At 60.1% G+C, this 15831-nt stretch carries 14 protein-coding genes; 10 read left to right on the forward strand and 4 right to left on the reverse strand.

Features of this window, described 5'->3' with window-relative positions; translation table 11 throughout:
* Positions 1-273 precede the first annotated feature (273 nt).
* From F451_RS0104370 to F451_RS0104380, 3 genes are all read right to left on the reverse strand, one after another.
* Positions 274-1128: an acyl-CoA thioesterase gene (locus F451_RS0104370; protein ID WP_020680129.1), complete on the reverse strand. Its 855-nt coding sequence runs from the start codon at positions 1126-1128 to the stop codon at positions 274-276.
* Between the two features lie 173 nt (positions 1129-1301).
* Positions 1302-2930, reverse strand: a complete 1629-nt coding sequence (locus F451_RS0104375; RefSeq protein ID WP_020680130.1) for an MFS transporter — start codon at positions 2928-2930, stop codon at positions 1302-1304.
* Positions 2931-3008: 78 nt separating this feature from the next.
* Positions 3009-3959, reverse strand: coding sequence for a LysR family transcriptional regulator (locus F451_RS0104380; RefSeq protein ID WP_020680131.1), 951 nt, complete (start codon positions 3957-3959; stop codon positions 3009-3011).
* Positions 3960-4136: 177 nt separating this feature from the next.
* On the opposite strand from F451_RS0104380, the gene F451_RS0104385 reads away from it, so the two are divergent.
* From F451_RS0104385 to F451_RS0104430, 10 genes are all read left to right on the forward strand, one after another.
* Positions 4137-5732, forward strand: a complete 1596-nt coding sequence (locus tag F451_RS0104385; RefSeq protein ID WP_020680132.1) for an isocitrate lyase — start codon at positions 4137-4139, stop codon at positions 5730-5732.
* A 325-nt stretch (positions 5733-6057) separates the two neighbouring features.
* The gene (locus tag F451_RS24795) at positions 6058-8124 is read left to right on the forward strand and encodes a S8 family serine peptidase (RefSeq protein WP_020680133.1); all 2067 of its coding nucleotides are present in this window, start codon (positions 6058-6060) and stop codon (positions 8122-8124) included.
* Positions 8125-8713: 589 nt separating this feature from the next.
* Positions 8714-10111, forward strand: a complete 1398-nt coding sequence (gene atpD, locus F451_RS0104395) for a F0F1 ATP synthase subunit beta (RefSeq protein ID WP_020680134.1) — start codon at positions 8714-8716, stop codon at positions 10109-10111.
* Positions 10108-10530 carry a F0F1 ATP synthase subunit delta/epsilon gene (locus F451_RS0104400; RefSeq protein ID WP_020680135.1) on the forward strand — a complete coding sequence of 141 codons (423 nt, stop codon included), beginning with the start codon at positions 10108-10110 and terminating at the stop codon, positions 10528-10530. The genes atpD and F451_RS0104400 overlap by 4 nt, the downstream gene beginning before the upstream one ends.
* Positions 10530-10805 (forward strand): AtpZ/AtpI family protein, encoded by a 276-nt coding sequence (locus F451_RS0104405; protein WP_020680136.1) that lies wholly within the window; start codon positions 10530-10532, stop codon positions 10803-10805. The genes F451_RS0104400 and F451_RS0104405 overlap by 1 nt, the downstream gene beginning before the upstream one ends.
* Positions 10806-10808: 3 nt before the next feature.
* Positions 10809-11504 carry a F0F1 ATP synthase subunit A gene (locus tag F451_RS0104410; protein ID WP_020680137.1) on the forward strand — a complete coding sequence of 232 codons (696 nt, stop codon included), beginning with the start codon at positions 10809-10811 and terminating at the stop codon, positions 11502-11504.
* On the forward strand, positions 11501-11776 hold the full coding sequence (locus tag F451_RS0104415) for an ATP synthase subunit c family protein (protein WP_020680138.1): 276 nt from the start codon (positions 11501-11503) through the stop codon (positions 11774-11776). Before F451_RS0104410 ends, F451_RS0104415 begins: the two co-directional genes overlap by 4 nt.
* Before the next feature lie 28 nt (positions 11777-11804).
* Entirely contained in the window at positions 11805-12611 is an 807-nt protein-coding gene (locus F451_RS24800; protein WP_020680139.1) for a F0F1 ATP synthase subunit delta, read from the forward strand.
* Entirely contained in the window at positions 12604-14106 is a 1503-nt protein-coding gene (locus F451_RS0104425; protein WP_020680140.1) for a F0F1 ATP synthase subunit alpha, read from the forward strand. The genes F451_RS24800 and F451_RS0104425 overlap by 8 nt, the downstream gene beginning before the upstream one ends.
* Positions 14103-14945, forward strand: coding sequence for a F0F1 ATP synthase subunit gamma (locus F451_RS0104430; protein WP_020680141.1), 843 nt, complete (start codon positions 14103-14105; stop codon positions 14943-14945). The genes F451_RS0104425 and F451_RS0104430 overlap by 4 nt, the downstream gene beginning before the upstream one ends.
* Before the next feature lie 184 nt (positions 14946-15129).
* Here F451_RS0104430 and F451_RS0104435 read toward each other — a convergent pair whose 3' ends face one another.
* Positions 15130-15624: a heme-degrading domain-containing protein gene (locus F451_RS0104435; protein ID WP_020680142.1), complete on the reverse strand. Its 495-nt coding sequence runs from the start codon at positions 15622-15624 to the stop codon at positions 15130-15132.
* Positions 15625-15831 lie beyond the last annotated feature (207 nt).

Consider the following 15831-nt stretch of genomic DNA (forward strand, 5'->3'; position numbering starts at 1 on the left):
CCCTCGCCGTTTTAACAAGCGGTTAGGACTGGCGATCTAGCAGCCTGCAGGGCTTAGCCGATCGTGGCGAGGGAAAGACCGATTTGCGGCAGTTTTTGAGCTCTTTTGAGGCGATAATTCGGCAGGATTGCCGATTTACACAGCGATAGCTACCCACAGGGCAAGCTACAGGGATGTAGCTTGTGAATAGTGATTCTATTTAACAAAAAAGAGTACATAAAATGACCAAGCTCGGCTTTTCCGCAGTAGATCAGTGTTAAGTCCGACAGGCTGCTATACCCGCACCAATCCTTCCTGCGCGCTGCTGGCCACCAGCACTCCGTCCCGACTGTAGAAGCTGCCACGGCCGAAAGTCCGGCTATGGCCCGCCCGCGGGCTCTCCATCTGGTAGTAAATCCACTCATCCACCCTGAACCGGGTGTGGAACCAGAGCGCATGATCCAGGCTCGCCAGCTGAATGTTCGGCGTGAGCATGTTCACGCCGTGCGGATGCAGGCCCGTCGTAATCAGCCCGCGATCGGAAATATAGGCCAGCAGAGTACGGTGAACCGCCGGGTCGTCCGTCAGGCGCCCTGGATACCGGAACCAGTAACCGTGAACCGGCTCTGCAACGCCGGGATTAAAAGGATCGGCCCCATCGACCACACGTATATCGATGGCCGCCAGCGGAAGCTCAAAAGGCTGACGGGGGTCACCGGTCAGCTCTGCAAGCTGGCGAATCCGCTCGACATTGCTTTGCAGGGATTCCGGCAGGGGTACGTCCGCGGGCATGTCCGCCTGATGCTCCAGCCCCTCTTCGACCCGCTGAAAGGAGACCGCGCAGCTGAAAATCGCCTTGCCGTCCTGTTTGGCCACCACTCGACGGGTCGTGAAGCTGCCGCCGTCACGAATCGGATCGACATCGTAGATTATCGGCAGCGCTTCGTTTCCCGGTCGCAGGAAGTAAGCGTGCAGCGAATGGGCGTGACGCTCGTTTTCCACCGTCCGCTCGGCCGCGTTCAGAGCCTGGGCCAGAACCTGGCCACCGAAGATCTTCGGCAGCGGCAACGGCAGTGACGCGCCGCGAAACAGGTACCGGTCCAGTTGCTCGACCTGCAGGCTACCCAGCAACGCATCGATATCGAACATCCATCTTCCTCTCTCAAATTCCAGGGCGGCGGGGCATATTGCCAGCAGGAAAAAAGGCGCCCTCGGCTTGAAGCCGCGCACCTTTTACCATCGCCTGACGATTAACCGATTATCCCCGAGCGGCCCGGGCAACGGCAACACCAATAGAACCGAGAGAACCGAGACTGCAGTATTCAGCCACGCCGCACCCGCCGAGCGACAAAGTGAGAGATCGACGGCGCTTGGTCGCCTAGCTGAAAGGCTTGCTTGCGCTCCCAGAGCGCCTGGTCATGAGCCGTAACCCGCTCATGCTGGCGCATGTGCTCGACCCAGGAGCCGTCAACGAAGTATTCGACGAAACGCCCCGGCTGGGCTACATCCTGAAACAGCTCCCAGGACAAGGCGCCGTTGCGCAGGCGCGCGCCGCGGCTCTCCTGCATCAGCGCCATGAACTCCTCTGCCCTGGCCGGATCGATTCGAAACTCGACCTGCACCATCACCGGCTCCCGGTGGGGTTCGACCTGCACCGACAATTGCGGCATTTTCCAGAAGGGCGACGGCGTCAGGTCGCGCCGGACGGCGGCTTCCAGCGGTATTCGCCGGACCAGCAGCAACGCGAGCACCGCCGACAGTGCCGCCACGATCAGGCTGGTGCGGATATCGGTGAGGCTCGCCACCTGCCCCCAGAGCGCCGCCCCGATCGCGCTGCCGCCCATCATCGCCATCTGGTACATCGACATGCCCCGCGCCCGTATCCAGTCCGGCAATGACAGCTGCACGCTGACGCTGAAGGAATTGGCGGTCGCCAGCCAGGTCAGGCCGGACAGCAACAACGCCGGCAGCGCCAGCCAAAGATTCGGCGCCAGGGCGAGCCACAGGGTCGCTACCGCGTTCAGCAGGATACCGTACTGCGCCACCTGGTCGCGGCCAAGAAACTGCCGGACTCGCGGCAGCAGCATCGCCGACAGGATGGCGCCGCCGCCCATCGTTGCCAGCAGCAGCGTGAAGGTGCTGGCATTACCGCCCGGCAGTTGCTTGGCCACCAGAGGCAACAGCGCCACGGCGGCGATTGAAAACAGGAAAAAGGAAACGGCCCGCAACAGCAGTCCCCGGAACTCCGGCGACTGCCGGAAATACTGAAAGCCGACGCGCATGGCGCCGAAGAAGCGCTCGGCTGGCAATGTGCTGACCTTGCTCTCGTGCTTCCAGCGTATCAGTGCCAGCGCCACCAGCATTGACAGCAGGGCATTGAGCAGAAACACATAGGCACTGCCGCCCCAGCCGATAATCACGCCGGCAATCATGGGCCCGACAATCCTGGCGCCATTCATCGCCACGCCGTTGAGCGCCAGTGCCTTGCCGAGTTCCGCGCGCGGCACCAGCTCCGGCACCAGGGCCGAGAACACAGGCCAGCGCATGGCCAGGCCAATGCCGTTGGCAAACGTCAGTAGGAGCAGCAGCGTGGGCGTGAGGCCGCCCGCGAGGGCCACCAGACACAACACCGCGCCCACCATGGCAACCCAGACCTGGGTGGCAATGAAATAGCGCCGCCGGTCAAGGATGTCTGCCAATGCCCCACTGGGCGCCCCCAGCAAAAACACCGGCAGCGTCGCGGCCGCCTGCACCAGCGCCACCATCAGCGGCTTGTCGCTGAGCGAGAGCATCAGCCAGGATGCGGCGACATCGTTCATCCACATGCACAGATTGGCCGTTAACCAGGCAAACCACAGCATGCGAAAGACGCCATGGCGCAAGGGCGACCAGGCTGAGCCCGGCGCGCCCGGCGTCGGCATGGAGGATGTTGCGGGAATTTTGGCGGGCACAGCAGCTCCTTCCTGGCAGCAGATTCTTGATTGGCGTCCAGCACACCGACATCAGTTTAAAGTAGGGGCGACCAGACGTTAGCGCGTGTCCGCCTGCGAACTCTGAGCCACCTCCACCACCAGGCGCCGTATCCATTCATGGGCGCTGTTGTGCTGCAGCAGCGGGCTCCAGGCCATCTTCAGTTCAAACATCGGGATATCGAAGGGCGGCGCGCACATGATCAGACGCGGATCCCTGCGCTGGGCCTCAGCGGCACGGGCCGGAATGGTGACCACCAGGTTTTTCTGCTGCGCCATATGTACCGCCGACTGGTAATGCCGTGTAAAGACCGAGATGTGCCGCTGATGCCCGATGCGCTTGAGGGCTTCATCCACCCAGCCCAGGCGCTTGACGTCCTGCGGCGTAATACCAAGGCTGGCACCCATGCCGGTCTTGCTGACCCAGACATGACTGGCCTCCAGGTAGGTTTGCAGGCTGAAATTATCTGCGATCGGATTATCTGCGCTGAACAGGCAGGAAAAACTGTCCCGCCACAGGGTTACCTGATGGAAGGCCTGGGGCATGCTGTCGAAGCGGTTGATCACCAGGTCCACATGACCCTGCTCCACATCCAGAAAGCTCATGTCACTGGGAGTCAGGATATCCAGCACCACACCGGGCGCTTCATCTCTAAGACGTTCGAGCAATAGAGGTATCAGGGTCGATTCGCCATAATCACTCGTCATGATGCGAAACACCCGGTCACTGCTGCCGGCATCGAACTTCACACTGGGTTCGACCGCCAGCTCAATGGTGGCCAGCGCCTGACGTATCATGGGCTGCAGCATCAGTGCGCGCTCCGTGGGCAGCATGCCTTCACTGGTGCGTACCAGCAGTGGATCACTGAAGGTATCGCGCAGGCGCCGCAGGCCATTGCTCATCGCCGGCTGTGTGATACCCAGCAGGCTGGCGGCGCGGGTGACGTTGCGCTCACGCAGTAAAACGTCAAAGTAAACCAGTAGATTAAGGTCGAGCCGTTCCAGATGCATTGCAATTTAACCTGCGCAAAGTCAGTAACTATGGGTGTTTCGGGCAAACATTCACTCAGTGAATGTTACAAATAGAACCCATTTATTTCAATTATAAAATCAATCAGCATAGTATGGATTTCGTAAGCCAACTCATACAGCCTCGCAACCGGCTGTCAGTACTCCGAGGGATGAAAAATGTCTGACTACAACAACGACATCGACGCAATCGCCAGCCTCCGCGCCGCTCAGGGCAACACCTGGAATGCCATCAACCCTGAATACGCTGCACGCATGAAAGCGCAGAACCGCTTCAAAACCGGTCTGGACATCGCCAAGTACACGGCGGCCATCATGCGCCAGGACATGGCTGAATACGATGCCGACAGCTCTGCCTACACGCAGTCCCTGGGTTGCTGGCATGGATTTATCGGTCAGCAGAAAATGATCGCCATCAAGAAACACCACGGCAGCACCAGCAAGCGCTACCTCTACCTGTCTGGCTGGATGGTTGCCGCCCTGCGCTCCGAGTTCGGACCGCTGCCCGATCAGTCCATGCATGAAAAGACCTCTGTCGCCGCCCTGATCGAAGAACTCTACACCTTCCTGCGCCAGGCCGACTCCCGCGAACTGGACTTGCTGTTCACTGATCTGGATGCCGCCCGCGCCGCCGGCGACAAGGCGCTGGAAGCCGAAGTACAGGCCAAGATCGACAACCACGAAACCCACATCGTGCCGATCATTGCCGACATCGACGCCGGTTTCGGTAACCCGGAAGCCACCTACCTGCTGGCCAAGAAAATGATCGAAGCGGGTGCCTGCTGCATCCAGCTGGAAAACCAGGTCTCCGACGAGAAGCAGTGCGGTCACCAGGATGGCAAGGTTACCGTGCCCCACGCCGACTTCCTGGCCAAGATCAATGCCGTTCGTTACGCCTTCCTTGAACTGGGTATCGACGACGGTGTCATTGTCGCCCGTACCGACTCCCTGGGCGCCGGCCTGACCAAGCAGATCGCCGTTACCAACGAGCCGGGTGACCTGGGCGACCAGTACAACGCTTTCCTGGATTGCGAAGAAGTCTCTACTGCCGACCTGAAAAACGGCGACCTGGTACTGAACCGCGAAGGCAAGCTGCTGCGTCCCAAGCGTCTGCCGAGCAACCTGTTCCAGTTCAAGAAAGGCTCCGGCGAAGACCGCTGCGTACTGGACTGCATCACTTCCCTGCAGAACGGCGCCGACCTGCTGTGGATCGAAACCGAGAAGCCCCACGTAGGCCAGATCGCCTCCATGGTTAACCGCATCCGTGAAGTCGTGCCCAATGCCAAGCTGGTGTACAACAACAGCCCGTCCTTCAACTGGACTCTGAACTTCCGCCAGCAGGTATTCGATGCCATGGTTGAAGCCGGCCAGGACGTTAGCGCCTACGACCGCGCCAACCTGATGAGCGTTGAATACGACGAAACCGAACTGGCTCAGGTTGCCGACGAGAAGATCCGTACCTTCCAGCGCGATGCCGCGGCTGAAGCCGGCATCTTCCACCACCTGATCACGCTGCCGACCTACCACACCGCCGCGCTGTCTACTGACAACCTGGCCAAAGGCTACTTCGGTGCCGAAGGCATGCTGGCTTACGTCAAGGGTGTACAGCGTCAGGAACTTCGCCAGGGCATCGCCTGCGTCAAGCACCAGAACATGGCCGGTTCCGATATCGGTGACAACCACAAGGAATACTTCGCCGGTGAAGCCGCGCTGAAAGCCGGTGGTAAAGACAACACCATGAACCAGTTCGGCTGAGTTCAGCCAAGCGACAAGTTTCATCCGCACTTTTAAAGTGCACATGACCCTGGGGGCGAACGCAAGTTCGCCCCCTTTTTTATGCGTCGCCGCAAACGCTGAGCGCAGCTATTCAGAGTTCCGTTGCGCAGATGGCAAAAACCGCATGAAGCACTGGCGAAAAAGCGCGATTCACCGAACTGCCTTGCCACCCTCAAAATTTTCATCTTCGAATGTTGATTCGATGTGTAAACTTTAAATTACAAAAATCAGTACCGGTTTTACCGTATTATCTATTTCTTCCGCTTTTGGCTCCAAGGAGTAAACCGCCGTGAACAAGTTTGGAATGTCCTACCTGGCCGGCGTGGCTATGGCTTTGTACAGTTTGTCTAACGTCGCCGCGGCAGCCCCTGCCAGTTCGTCCCCCGATGTAGCACAAAGGGTCTTTATCCAATACAACCCGCAACGTGGTGCCGCCGTTGAGCAGGCGATCAAACACAGCCAGGGCGTGATTCACTACCGCTTCGACAACCTGAACACCTATGCGGCCACCCTGCCCGCCAAAGCGGTCGAAGCATTGAAGAAAAGGGCTGACGTGGTACTTGTCGAAGAGGATCCCAAACGTTATCCAATGGCCCAGACAACGCCTTATGGCATCGACATGGTGCAGGCCACTGATATCTGGGATGCCAATAGCGACGGCCTTACTGATGCCGGAACGGTCACCGGCGCCGGAGTTCAAGTCTGCGTCATCGATTCCGGAATAGAGGCAGACCATGACGACTTGGCCGATACAGCAATTTACGGTGACACAATAAGCGACACCAGCAACGTTTGCGGCCATGGCACCCATGTTGCGGGCACCATCGCCGCGGCTGGCAATACATTGGGCGTGGTGGGCGTCAGCCCCGGCGTTTCACTGTATTCGGTCCAGGTTTTCAGCGGCAGTGACTGCGCCTGGACCTATAGCTCCGCTCTGATCAATGCAGCCCAGCGCTGTGCTGCCGAAGGCTCGGATATTATCAGCATGAGCCTGGGCGGTACCTTCAAGAGCCGCACCGAGGAACAGGCGTTCCAGGGCTTGTATGACAACGACAACGTCCTTTCGGTGGCAGCGGCCGGCAATGATGGCAACACGCGCAAAAGCTATCCAGCATCCTATGCCTCGGTAATCTCGGTAGCGGCCATTGACGCCGACAGGAATGTCGCCAGCTTCTCGCAGCAAAACGATCAAGTTGAACTGGCCGCGCCCGGCGTCGCGGTCAAATCGACGGTTCCCACCGGCACCGGCACCGTCGAAACTCTGGAGGTTAATGGTACCGGCTACAAAGCCCTCGCGATGGAGGGATCGCCGTATGCAACCGCCACAGGTGCGCTGGTTGACTGCGGGATTGGGGAAAACAGCTGCACCGACGCTTCAGGCAAGGTTTGTTTGATTCAGCGCGGTAATATTACCTTCGCCGACAAGGTGCTTGCGTGCCAGGCAGGTGGCGGCGTGGCGGCGGTGATTTACAACAATGAGCCGGGGCTGCTATCAGGAACGCTCGGCGGCATAGACACATCCATTCCGTCGCTGGGTATTTCCCAAGCCGATGGCCAGACACTGCTGGGCAGCTCCGCGACTGCCAGCGTTACCGTCGGCAAAGGTGATTACGCCTCCTGGGACGGAACGTCCATGGCCACACCGCATGTCGCAGGGGTCGCCGCTCTGCTTATGAGTGCCTACCCCAACGCAACTAATGCCGATATCCGCGCCGCCATGCAAGTCACGGCTTTTGACCTCGGTCCTGCGGGCAAGGACAGCGCCACCGGTTATGGCCTGGTACAGGCCAATGACGCAATGAGCGCTCTGGGTGGGGTTCCCTCCTCCGTGAACGAATCACCGGTCGCCGCATTCTCGATCAGCTGCACCGGGCTAAGCTGCTCCTTTACCAATTCCAGCAGTGATTTCGAAGACGACAACAATGGCATTGCCCTGAGCTATGAATGGGATTTCGGTGACGGCTCCGTACCCGTTAGCCAAGTTTCTCCTAGCCATGACTATGGTTGCAGCCAAGCGTATACGGTGATGCTGACGGCGACAGACAGCGACGGCGCTAGCGACTTGGCCTCTGAAGTAGTGACACCCGTTGGTACGGCCTGCGAAATCGATTCAACAGCACCAACCATTACGAATGTAGAGTCACAAAGCCTCAAGGGTAACAAGTTCGAAATTACCTGGACCACCAACGAGCCTGCCAACAGCGTGGTAGTCATAGAGGGATTCGCACCCTTTACCGACAATGCTCTGGTGACCAGTCACAGCATGTCCTTCAATGGCAGTCGGGGCGCGACCTATACATTCCATGTTGAATCGACGGATGCCGCCGGCAACAAAACTGTGGACGATGTAACATACCAACACCAGAATTAGCCCTGCACCGTAAAATCCCGCCTGCCAAGTAGGCAAACCCGCCGTCTGCAGTCCCGCCAGGGGCTTCGGGCGGCGGATCACCCACAACCCCATTCGCGCCTTTCACTGAACCTCCCCCTGAGCTACCAACACCACTGCTCTTTTTTGGGTCATCGCGCTTTGGGTGGGAGAAAGCGCCTTTCGTAGGATGGGTGGCGCCGCAATAGCACCGCGCTATCGTTACGCGACGGATTTGCTGCGGCGTAACCCATCAACGATACCGGCTCGCGCAGTGCTGAACTGACACCCCAGATGGGTTACACGGCGCACTGGCTGCGCAAGCACGGAAATCCAGTACCCAGGCGCCGTTTCACCCATATATGGGTCCTGGAGGCTGCAATTCGGGTTGCTGGCTGGCACCTCGGGAAAGAGAGCGGCTTATTCCCGGTAAAACGCGAAGAACCTCTTTTTTCATCACTACGCTCCTTCAGCAGACGCGGCGTAACCCATTGCGCAGGCGGCATACGGATAGTTTTTTGCGCTGCATCAATCGGCCATACGGCTGGATGTTCTATGCTGGGACAGTACTCATCTTTATGGTCAGCACAGCATGGCCCTTACGGCAGACGCAACGGATACTCGCAACGCCATCGGCTCCATCACCGAAGTCCACGGCCCGGTGGTGGTTATCCGCTGTACCAAACTGCCGCCGCTCCGGCAGGCGCTTTGCGCGTATTTCGATCATGAAACCTGCATGTTCGAAGTCCACCAGCACCTCGATCAACGCCATATCCGCGCCATTACCCTGCACCGCACCAGCGGGCTGCATCGTGGCATGACCGTCTACGATACCGGCGCGCCGCTGCATGTGCCGGTCACATCCCAGTGTCTTGGCCGACTGCTGAATATTTTCGGCGAGCCGCTGGATGGCAAAGCCCCGTTATCCCCCGACACCTATCGCAACATTCATGGTACGCCGGTCGCCCTGTGGGATGCCGTCGGCACCGGCGCCATCCTGGAAACGGGCATCAAGGTCATCGATCTGCTCTGCCCCTTTATTCGGGGTGGCAAGACCGGCCTGTTTGGCGGAGCCGGCGTCGGCAAAACGGTGCTGGTGATGGAGTTCATGCAGGCTGTTGCTGCACTGCACCAGGGCGTATCCGTGTTTGCCGGGGTCGGCGAGCGCATCCGCGAGGCCCATGAGCTCTGGCACGAAATCAGCGAAGCCGGCGTTCTGCCACAGACGCTGATGATGTTCGGGCAAATGGACGAGTCGCCGGGCGTGCGTTTTCGTATCGGCCTTTCAGCGCTCACCTACGCTGAATACCTGCGCGACAGCCTGCACAAGGAGGTGCTGTTCGTGATGGACAATATCTTCCGTTTCGTTCAGGCGGGCAGCGAGATTTCCAGCCTGCTCGGGCGCATGCCGGCAACCGTCGGCTATCAGCCGACCCTGATAACCGAAGTCGCCGAACTGCAGGATCGTATTCTGTCTACCCGGGATGGCGCCATCACCTCGGTTCAGGCCGTCTACGTGCCGGCCGACGATATGACAGACCCCGCGGTCGGGGCGATTCTCAGCCACCTGGACTCATCCGTAGTGCTGTCACGCGCCCAGGCCGGCAAGGGTATCTATCCTGCGGTCGAGCCGCTGCAGTCCGGCAGCCGGCTGATGGACCGCCACACCCTGGGGGATCGCCACTACGCGATCGCGCAGGCCGTGCGGGAACACCTGGCGCGCTACCACGAGCTGGAGGATGTCATCGCGATGCTAGGGGTCGAAGAACTGTCGCAGCAGGACCAGCAGATCGTGATGCGGGCACGCAAACTGCAACGCTACCTGACCCAGCCTTTCCGGGTCACGGCATCCCACACCGGCATAGCCGGCGTTTCGGTTCCGCTAACAACCACCCTGACGGACTGCGAGGCTTTTCTGCGCGGCGACTATGACGAGATTCCGGAGGAGCACTGCTACATGCGCGGCAGCATGCAGGGGGTGAAAACATGAGGAGCTTTTCACTGCAGCTGTTTTCGACCACCGAGCAAACGCAGATCGACGGCGTTACGTCGTTTGTCGGTGAAGATGCCTCCGGCAGTTTTGGCCTGCTGGCCGGCCGCGCGCGCCTTATGACCTCGCTCATATTCGGCCTGGCGCGCTTTCGCTGCGCCGATACAGACTGGCAGTACCTGGCCCTGCCCGGCGCCCTGCTCTATTTCGTCGACAACCGGTTACAGATCTGCACCCGGCGCTACCTGCTGGACAGCGACTACGAACGTATCTGCGCCGTGCTGCAGCAGCAGTTGCTGGCGGAGGAGCAGAATGTGCTGTCGATAAAAACCAGCCTGCGCCGAATGGAGGATGAAATGCTGCGCCGCCTGTCCGACCTGGCCCATGACCGGGTCGTTCAGATGCCTGGAGGGCGCTGATGGACAAGGATCGCAACAGGCGTCTGGAACAGCAACTCAAGCGTCAGGCCAGGCGCATGAAACAGGCAGAGCGTGACCGTTCAACCCTGCTGGCGCAAACCGTCTATATCGGCACCCTGGGCCTGGTCTTTGTACTGCCGGTGGTGGGTGGCGCCTACCTGGGGCACTGGCTGGACAACCTTGTCGAAGGCTACTCGATGCGCTGGACGCTGAGCCTGATTTTTGTCGGGGTCTGCGTCGGTGCCGTTAACGTCTACCTGCTGATAAGGGAGTGATGCATGGCCGATTCAGAGATGTTCGCCACCGTGCTGTTTCGGCTCGGCCCGCTCGAAATCACCGGCACGGTTGTCACCACCTGGGGCATCATTGTCCTGCTGGGACTGTCGGCGCGGCTACTGTCGCGCCGCCTGCAGCTGCAGCCTGGCCCCGTGCAACTGCTGGCCGAAGGCATCGTCACGACCATCGAGGATGCGATCCGTACCGTGGCCCCGGACCATGTCCGGCTGTTGATGCCGTTCATCGCCAGCCTGTGGATTTTTCTCGTCGTCGCCAACCTGGCCGGCCTGATACCGGGCCTCCACTCGCCGACACGCGACCTGTCGGCAACCGCGGCACTGGCCATCCTGGTGTTTCTGTCGGTACACCTGTTCGGAATCCGCAGCCAGGGGCTGAAAAACTACCTGCGCCACTACCTGACGCCAAGCCCGATCCTGCTACCGTTTCACATTATCAGCGAGATCACCCGCACCATTGCGCTGGCGGTGCGCCTGTTCGGCAACATTATGAGCCTGGAAACCGCTGCCCTGCTGATTCTGCTGGTCGCGGGCTTTCTCGCCCCGATCCCGATATTGATGTTGCATATTATCGAAGCGCTGGTACAGGCCTATATTTTCGGCATGCTGGCACTGATCTATGTCGCCGGCGGCCTTCAGTCCCAGCAACTTAGGCAACAGTCCAAAGGAGAGAGCTCATGACTGCGATGACCTGGATTACCCTGGCCTCGACCGTCGCCGCCGTGTTCGGCATCGCCATCGGCGTGCTGCTGCCGGCCCTGGCCATGGGGCGCGCCATCAGCAGTGCGCTGGATGCCCTGGCCCGCCAGCCAGAGGCGGAGAAGTCGATCATGCGCACGCTGTTCATTGGTCTGGCAATGATCGAGTCCCTGGCGATCTATGTCCTGGTCATCGTGCTGATCGTACTGTTCCGCAACCCGTTGCTGGAATACCTGCTGCCGGCGTCATCCTGAACGCGATTATTGATCCGGAGGTATCGGCATGGAATTAAGCGGGTCAACTTTCCTGCTGGAAATGATCAACTTCCTCGTATTGATCTGGCTTTTGCAGCGGTTTTTCTACAAGCCGCTGCAGGCTGTCATCGCCCGCCGTCGTGCCGGTATCGAGCAGCAACTCGCTGACGCCCAGACGATGAAACAGCAGGCACAGCAACTGCAGAGCCAGTACGAAAACCGGCTCAACCACTGGGAGCAGGAACGCCAGCAGGCCCGTGAAACCCTGCAACAGGAGCTCAACCGCGAACGGGCGCGGCAGGAAGCGGTACTGCAGGTATCGCTGGACCAGGCGCGGGAAAAGGCCCGGGTCAGCCTGCAGCGCCGCGAGCAGGCACTGCTGCTGCAACTTGAACAGCAGGCCCTGCGCCAGGCCAGCCGTTTTGCCACCCGCGTACTGGAGCACAGTGCAGGCCCGGAGCTGGAAAGTCGCTTGCTGGCGCTGCTGCTCGAATCCCTGCCCCAGCTTGCGTCCGAGCAACGCCAGGCACTGCGTGAACAGGAAGCCGAGCACCCTGAGCCGGTTGAGATTCGCAGCGCCTTCGCGCTGGAATCCAGCGCACGCGAGCAACTGCAGCAGAGCCTGCAGCAATTGCTGGATCGCACCATAGAATGTCATTTCATCGAGGACCCTGCCCTGCTGGCCGGCTTGCGAATATCAATCGGCCCCTGGCTACTGCGGGCCAGTCTTCAGGACGAGTTGCAGAGTTTTGCCGATGTTGCGCTGGCAACGAACAATAGCGTGGGCCCCTGTCATGGACCCGACTCACAAACTCAGGCAGCGGCCGATGAATAAGCCCAGCAAGGCGCCGGAGAGGCCTGATGGACCGCTGGCCCGCCAGGCACGCTGGCTGGAGCAGTACCGTTTCGGGGTAAAAATCACCGAACAGGGCCATGTGGTCTCGGTCGGGGACGGCATTGCCTGGGTTACCGGACTGCCGACGGCAGCCATCGATGATGTACTGCTGTTTGCCGATGGCAGCCACGGGCTGGTGTTCGACCTCAACGAGGAGCTGATTGGCGCAATTCTGCTGCAAATCACCGACAGGCTCACGGCCGGAACCGTGGTGCAGCTGAGTCCCACCCCGCTCAGCATTCCGGTTGGCGACGCGTTGCTCGGGCGGGTCATCGATCCGCTGGGTAATCCGCTCGATGGACAGCGCCTCCCCGACAGCAGCCGTTGGCAGCGACTGGAAACCCGCTCCCCCGCCATTATTGAACGCGATTTTGTGCAACAGCCGCTCTACACCGGCATAAAGGTCATCGACACCCTGATTCCGATCGGGCGCGGCCAGCGCCAGCTGCTGATCGGCGACGAAGGACTGGGACGCAGCGCGCTGGCACTGGACACCGTCATTAACCAGCGCGGGCAGCAGATCAATTGTGTGTATGTACTGATCGGCCAGAAGCGCACGACCATCGTCGATACCATCGCGCTGCTGCGCGATGCCGGCGCCATGGACTACACCACGGTGGTGGTGGCCGAGGCCAGCGCATTGCCCGGGCTACAGCACCTGGCTCCCTTCGCAGGCTGCGCCATTGCCGAGTGCTGGATGCGTACCGGCCATCATACTCTGGTGGTGTATGACGACCTCTCGACACATGCCAAGACATACCGCGAACTCTCGTTGCTGCTGCGCCGCCCACCGGGCCGTGAAGCCTATCCCGGCGACATTTTTTCCGTGCACGCGCGCCTGCTTGAACGGGCGACCTGCCTCGAGGCGAGCCTGGGCGGTGGCAGCATGACAGCGCTGCCGATTGTCGAAACCCGCCTGGGCGAGATCGCCGCCTATATCCCCACCAACCTGATCTCCATCACCGACGGTCAGATCTACCTCGACGCCGAACTGTTCAGTGGCGGATTCCGGCCGGCGATCGATATCGGCAAATCGGTTTCCCGTATCGGCGGCCGAGCCCAGCATGCGTGCATCAAGCAGGAAGCCGGGCGCATGAAGCTGGATTATCTGCAGTTTCTGGAACTCGAGTTGTTTACCCGTTTCGGCGCCCGGCTTGAAGCAGCGATGGAGCGTAGCATTCGCCGTGGAAGGGTACTGCGCGAAATTCTCAAGCAGGAGCGCCTGTCACCGGTGCCGATCGAATTTCAGCTCGGCTGGATGATCGCCTTCAATAACGGACTGCTCGACGCACTGGAACTGACCGAAGTCGCCTCCACCCTGCAGCAGCTGGAGCAACAGTGCCTACAATCAGGCCTTACGCTGGATGACGACCGTGAGCAATGGTCCAGTGCACTGCTCGGCTGGCTCAAACCGCCACAGGACGAGCACGGATGAGCCGTCAACAGCTTGAGCGGCATCTGCGCAAGCTGCGCGAAGCCCGCGAAATCATGGATGCAATGAAATCGCTGGCCTTCATGGAAACCCGCCGGCTGACTGCGCGTCTTGACGTCCAGCAGGCCATGATGCACAGCCTCGATACGGCGGTCGCGGACTTCCTGAGCTTCTATCCACAGTACCGGACAACCACCGTACCGGGCCGGCAGATCCACCTCCTGCTGGGCTCCGAACGCGGCTTTTGCGGCAACTTTAACGAACGGCTGTTGCAGGCGCTGGAACCCGCCTCAACCGAAAAGGCCGACTTGATTGCCTGCGGCCACAAACTCTACAGCAGGCTCGGCGATGACCCGCGTCTTTACACCGCTATCGACGGTGCCTCGGTGCTCGACGAGGTCGGCGAGACCCTGAACCGGCTGACCGAAACCCTGACAACGCTGCAACAGCAGGGCATCGGGCTGAACCTGGCTGTGCTCTACCATGATGCCGACAGCCAGGACGTCAGGACCCGGCAGCTGCTGCCACCCTTTGCCTCGGTGCCCATTGAGAATGCCCGCTACCCATCTGCGCCGGACCTGAACCTGCCGCCGACTCCCTTTTTTGCAGAACTGGTCGATCACTACCTGTTTGCCGCCCTGCATGACATCGCCTACAGCTCACTGCTGGCGGAGAACCGGCAGCGCATGCAACATCTGGACGGCGCCGTGCGCTACCTCGACGAGCGCCTGGAAGACCTCGCCCGCAAGGGGCGTGAAATCCGCCAGGAAGAGATTACCGAGGAAATCGAAGTCATCCTGCTCAATGCAGAGGCCTGGCCTGCAACACCGAAGCGCTCGTAGTGTACTGTTGCTCTCTTGGTGGTGTTTTACCCGTCCAAGGTGTGAGACTGAGTCATAGTGGGGCTATGGCGACAACGCACAACACACAACACACAACACACAACACACAACGCAGGATGGCGGAAAAGGGCCGTCTTAAGCTTCATATAGGCTGCAACGTTACTCTGGCCCTGAACCGCCTGCACTAACCCGCCAGCAGTTCATCCAGACTGATGTTCTGAACGTCCAGGTATTTTGCCAGGACACCGACGATCAGTTCGTGATCATCCCGCGACGGTAAACCCGATACCGTGATAACCGCAACGACACCGGCGCCCTGCACCCGTACCGGAAAGCTGCCGCCATGGGCCGCGTAATCCAGCGGGTCGAGTCCCATGCCGGGCTCAACGCTCTGGCCCTTGGCCGCCAGCCGCTCACCGTACAACAGCGACGAGCACTGCATGCGCAACGCAATGTTTCCCTTGCGACGGGCCCATTCGTCGTTGTCGGGAGCAGACCCCGGCAGGGCCGAAAAATACAGCCGGCGGTTGGGCGTTCGAATGTCCACCACCACCGGCGCCTTGTGCTCCGCCGCCCTTTCCCGTAGCGCGTTACCCAGCTTGAAGGCGGTATCTTCATCGAAGCCGCCGAATACCAGCGCCTGTTCCTGCAGTTCAAGTGCGTGGGTCAGATCAGTCACGTTCACTCCTTGTTCTTACCGGTTCGCATGACACTTCTGTGCCTGCTCTTTGCGGACACAGAAGTGTAAGCCTAATGCCCCCGGCACACAAAAACGCCGACAACCCGGCCCTGGGGCCCAACTGTCGACGTTTGGTTTCTTGCTTTGGCTTGTCGCTGCCCTTGAGCCCTGAACCCTGAACCCTGAACCCTGAGCATTCTATCCACA

The sequence above is a fragment of the Marinobacterium rhizophilum DSM 18822 genome (assembly GCF_000378045.1).
GTDB lineage: Bacteria > Pseudomonadota > Gammaproteobacteria > Pseudomonadales > Balneatricaceae > Marinobacterium_A > Marinobacterium_A rhizophilum.

Excerpts from the sequence above, each read along its gene's own strand:
- F451_RS0104405 (WP_020680136.1), top strand. The coding sequence starts at position 10,530 with ATGGACAAGGATCGCAACAGGCGTCTGGAACAGCAACTCAAGCGTCAG.
- F451_RS0104430 (WP_020680141.1), top strand. The coding sequence starts at position 14,103 with ATGAGCCGTCAACAGCTTGAGCGGCATCTGCGCAAGCTGCGCGAAGCC.
- F451_RS24800 (WP_020680139.1), top strand. The coding sequence starts at position 11,805 with ATGGAATTAAGCGGGTCAACTTTCCTGCTGGAAATGATCAACTTCCTC.
- F451_RS0104410 (WP_020680137.1), top strand. The coding sequence starts at position 10,809 with ATGGCCGATTCAGAGATGTTCGCCACCGTGCTGTTTCGGCTCGGCCCG.
- F451_RS0104385 (WP_020680132.1), top strand. The coding sequence starts at position 4,137 with ATGTCTGACTACAACAACGACATCGACGCAATCGCCAGCCTCCGCGCC.
- atpD (WP_020680134.1), top strand. The coding sequence starts at position 8,714 with ATGGCCCTTACGGCAGACGCAACGGATACTCGCAACGCCATCGGCTCC.
- F451_RS24795 (WP_020680133.1), top strand. The coding sequence starts at position 6,058 with ATGTCCTACCTGGCCGGCGTGGCTATGGCTTTGTACAGTTTGTCTAAC.
- F451_RS0104400 (WP_020680135.1), top strand. The coding sequence starts at position 10,108 with ATGAGGAGCTTTTCACTGCAGCTGTTTTCGACCACCGAGCAAACGCAG.
- F451_RS0104425 (WP_020680140.1), top strand. The coding sequence starts at position 12,604 with ATGAATAAGCCCAGCAAGGCGCCGGAGAGGCCTGATGGACCGCTGGCC.
- F451_RS0104370 (WP_020680129.1), bottom strand. The coding sequence starts at position 1,128 with ATGTTCGATATCGATGCGTTGCTGGGTAGCCTGCAGGTCGAGCAACTG.
- F451_RS0104380 (WP_020680131.1), bottom strand. The coding sequence starts at position 3,959 with ATGCATCTGGAACGGCTCGACCTTAATCTACTGGTTTACTTTGACGTT.
- F451_RS0104415 (WP_020680138.1), top strand. The coding sequence starts at position 11,501 with ATGACTGCGATGACCTGGATTACCCTGGCCTCGACCGTCGCCGCCGTG.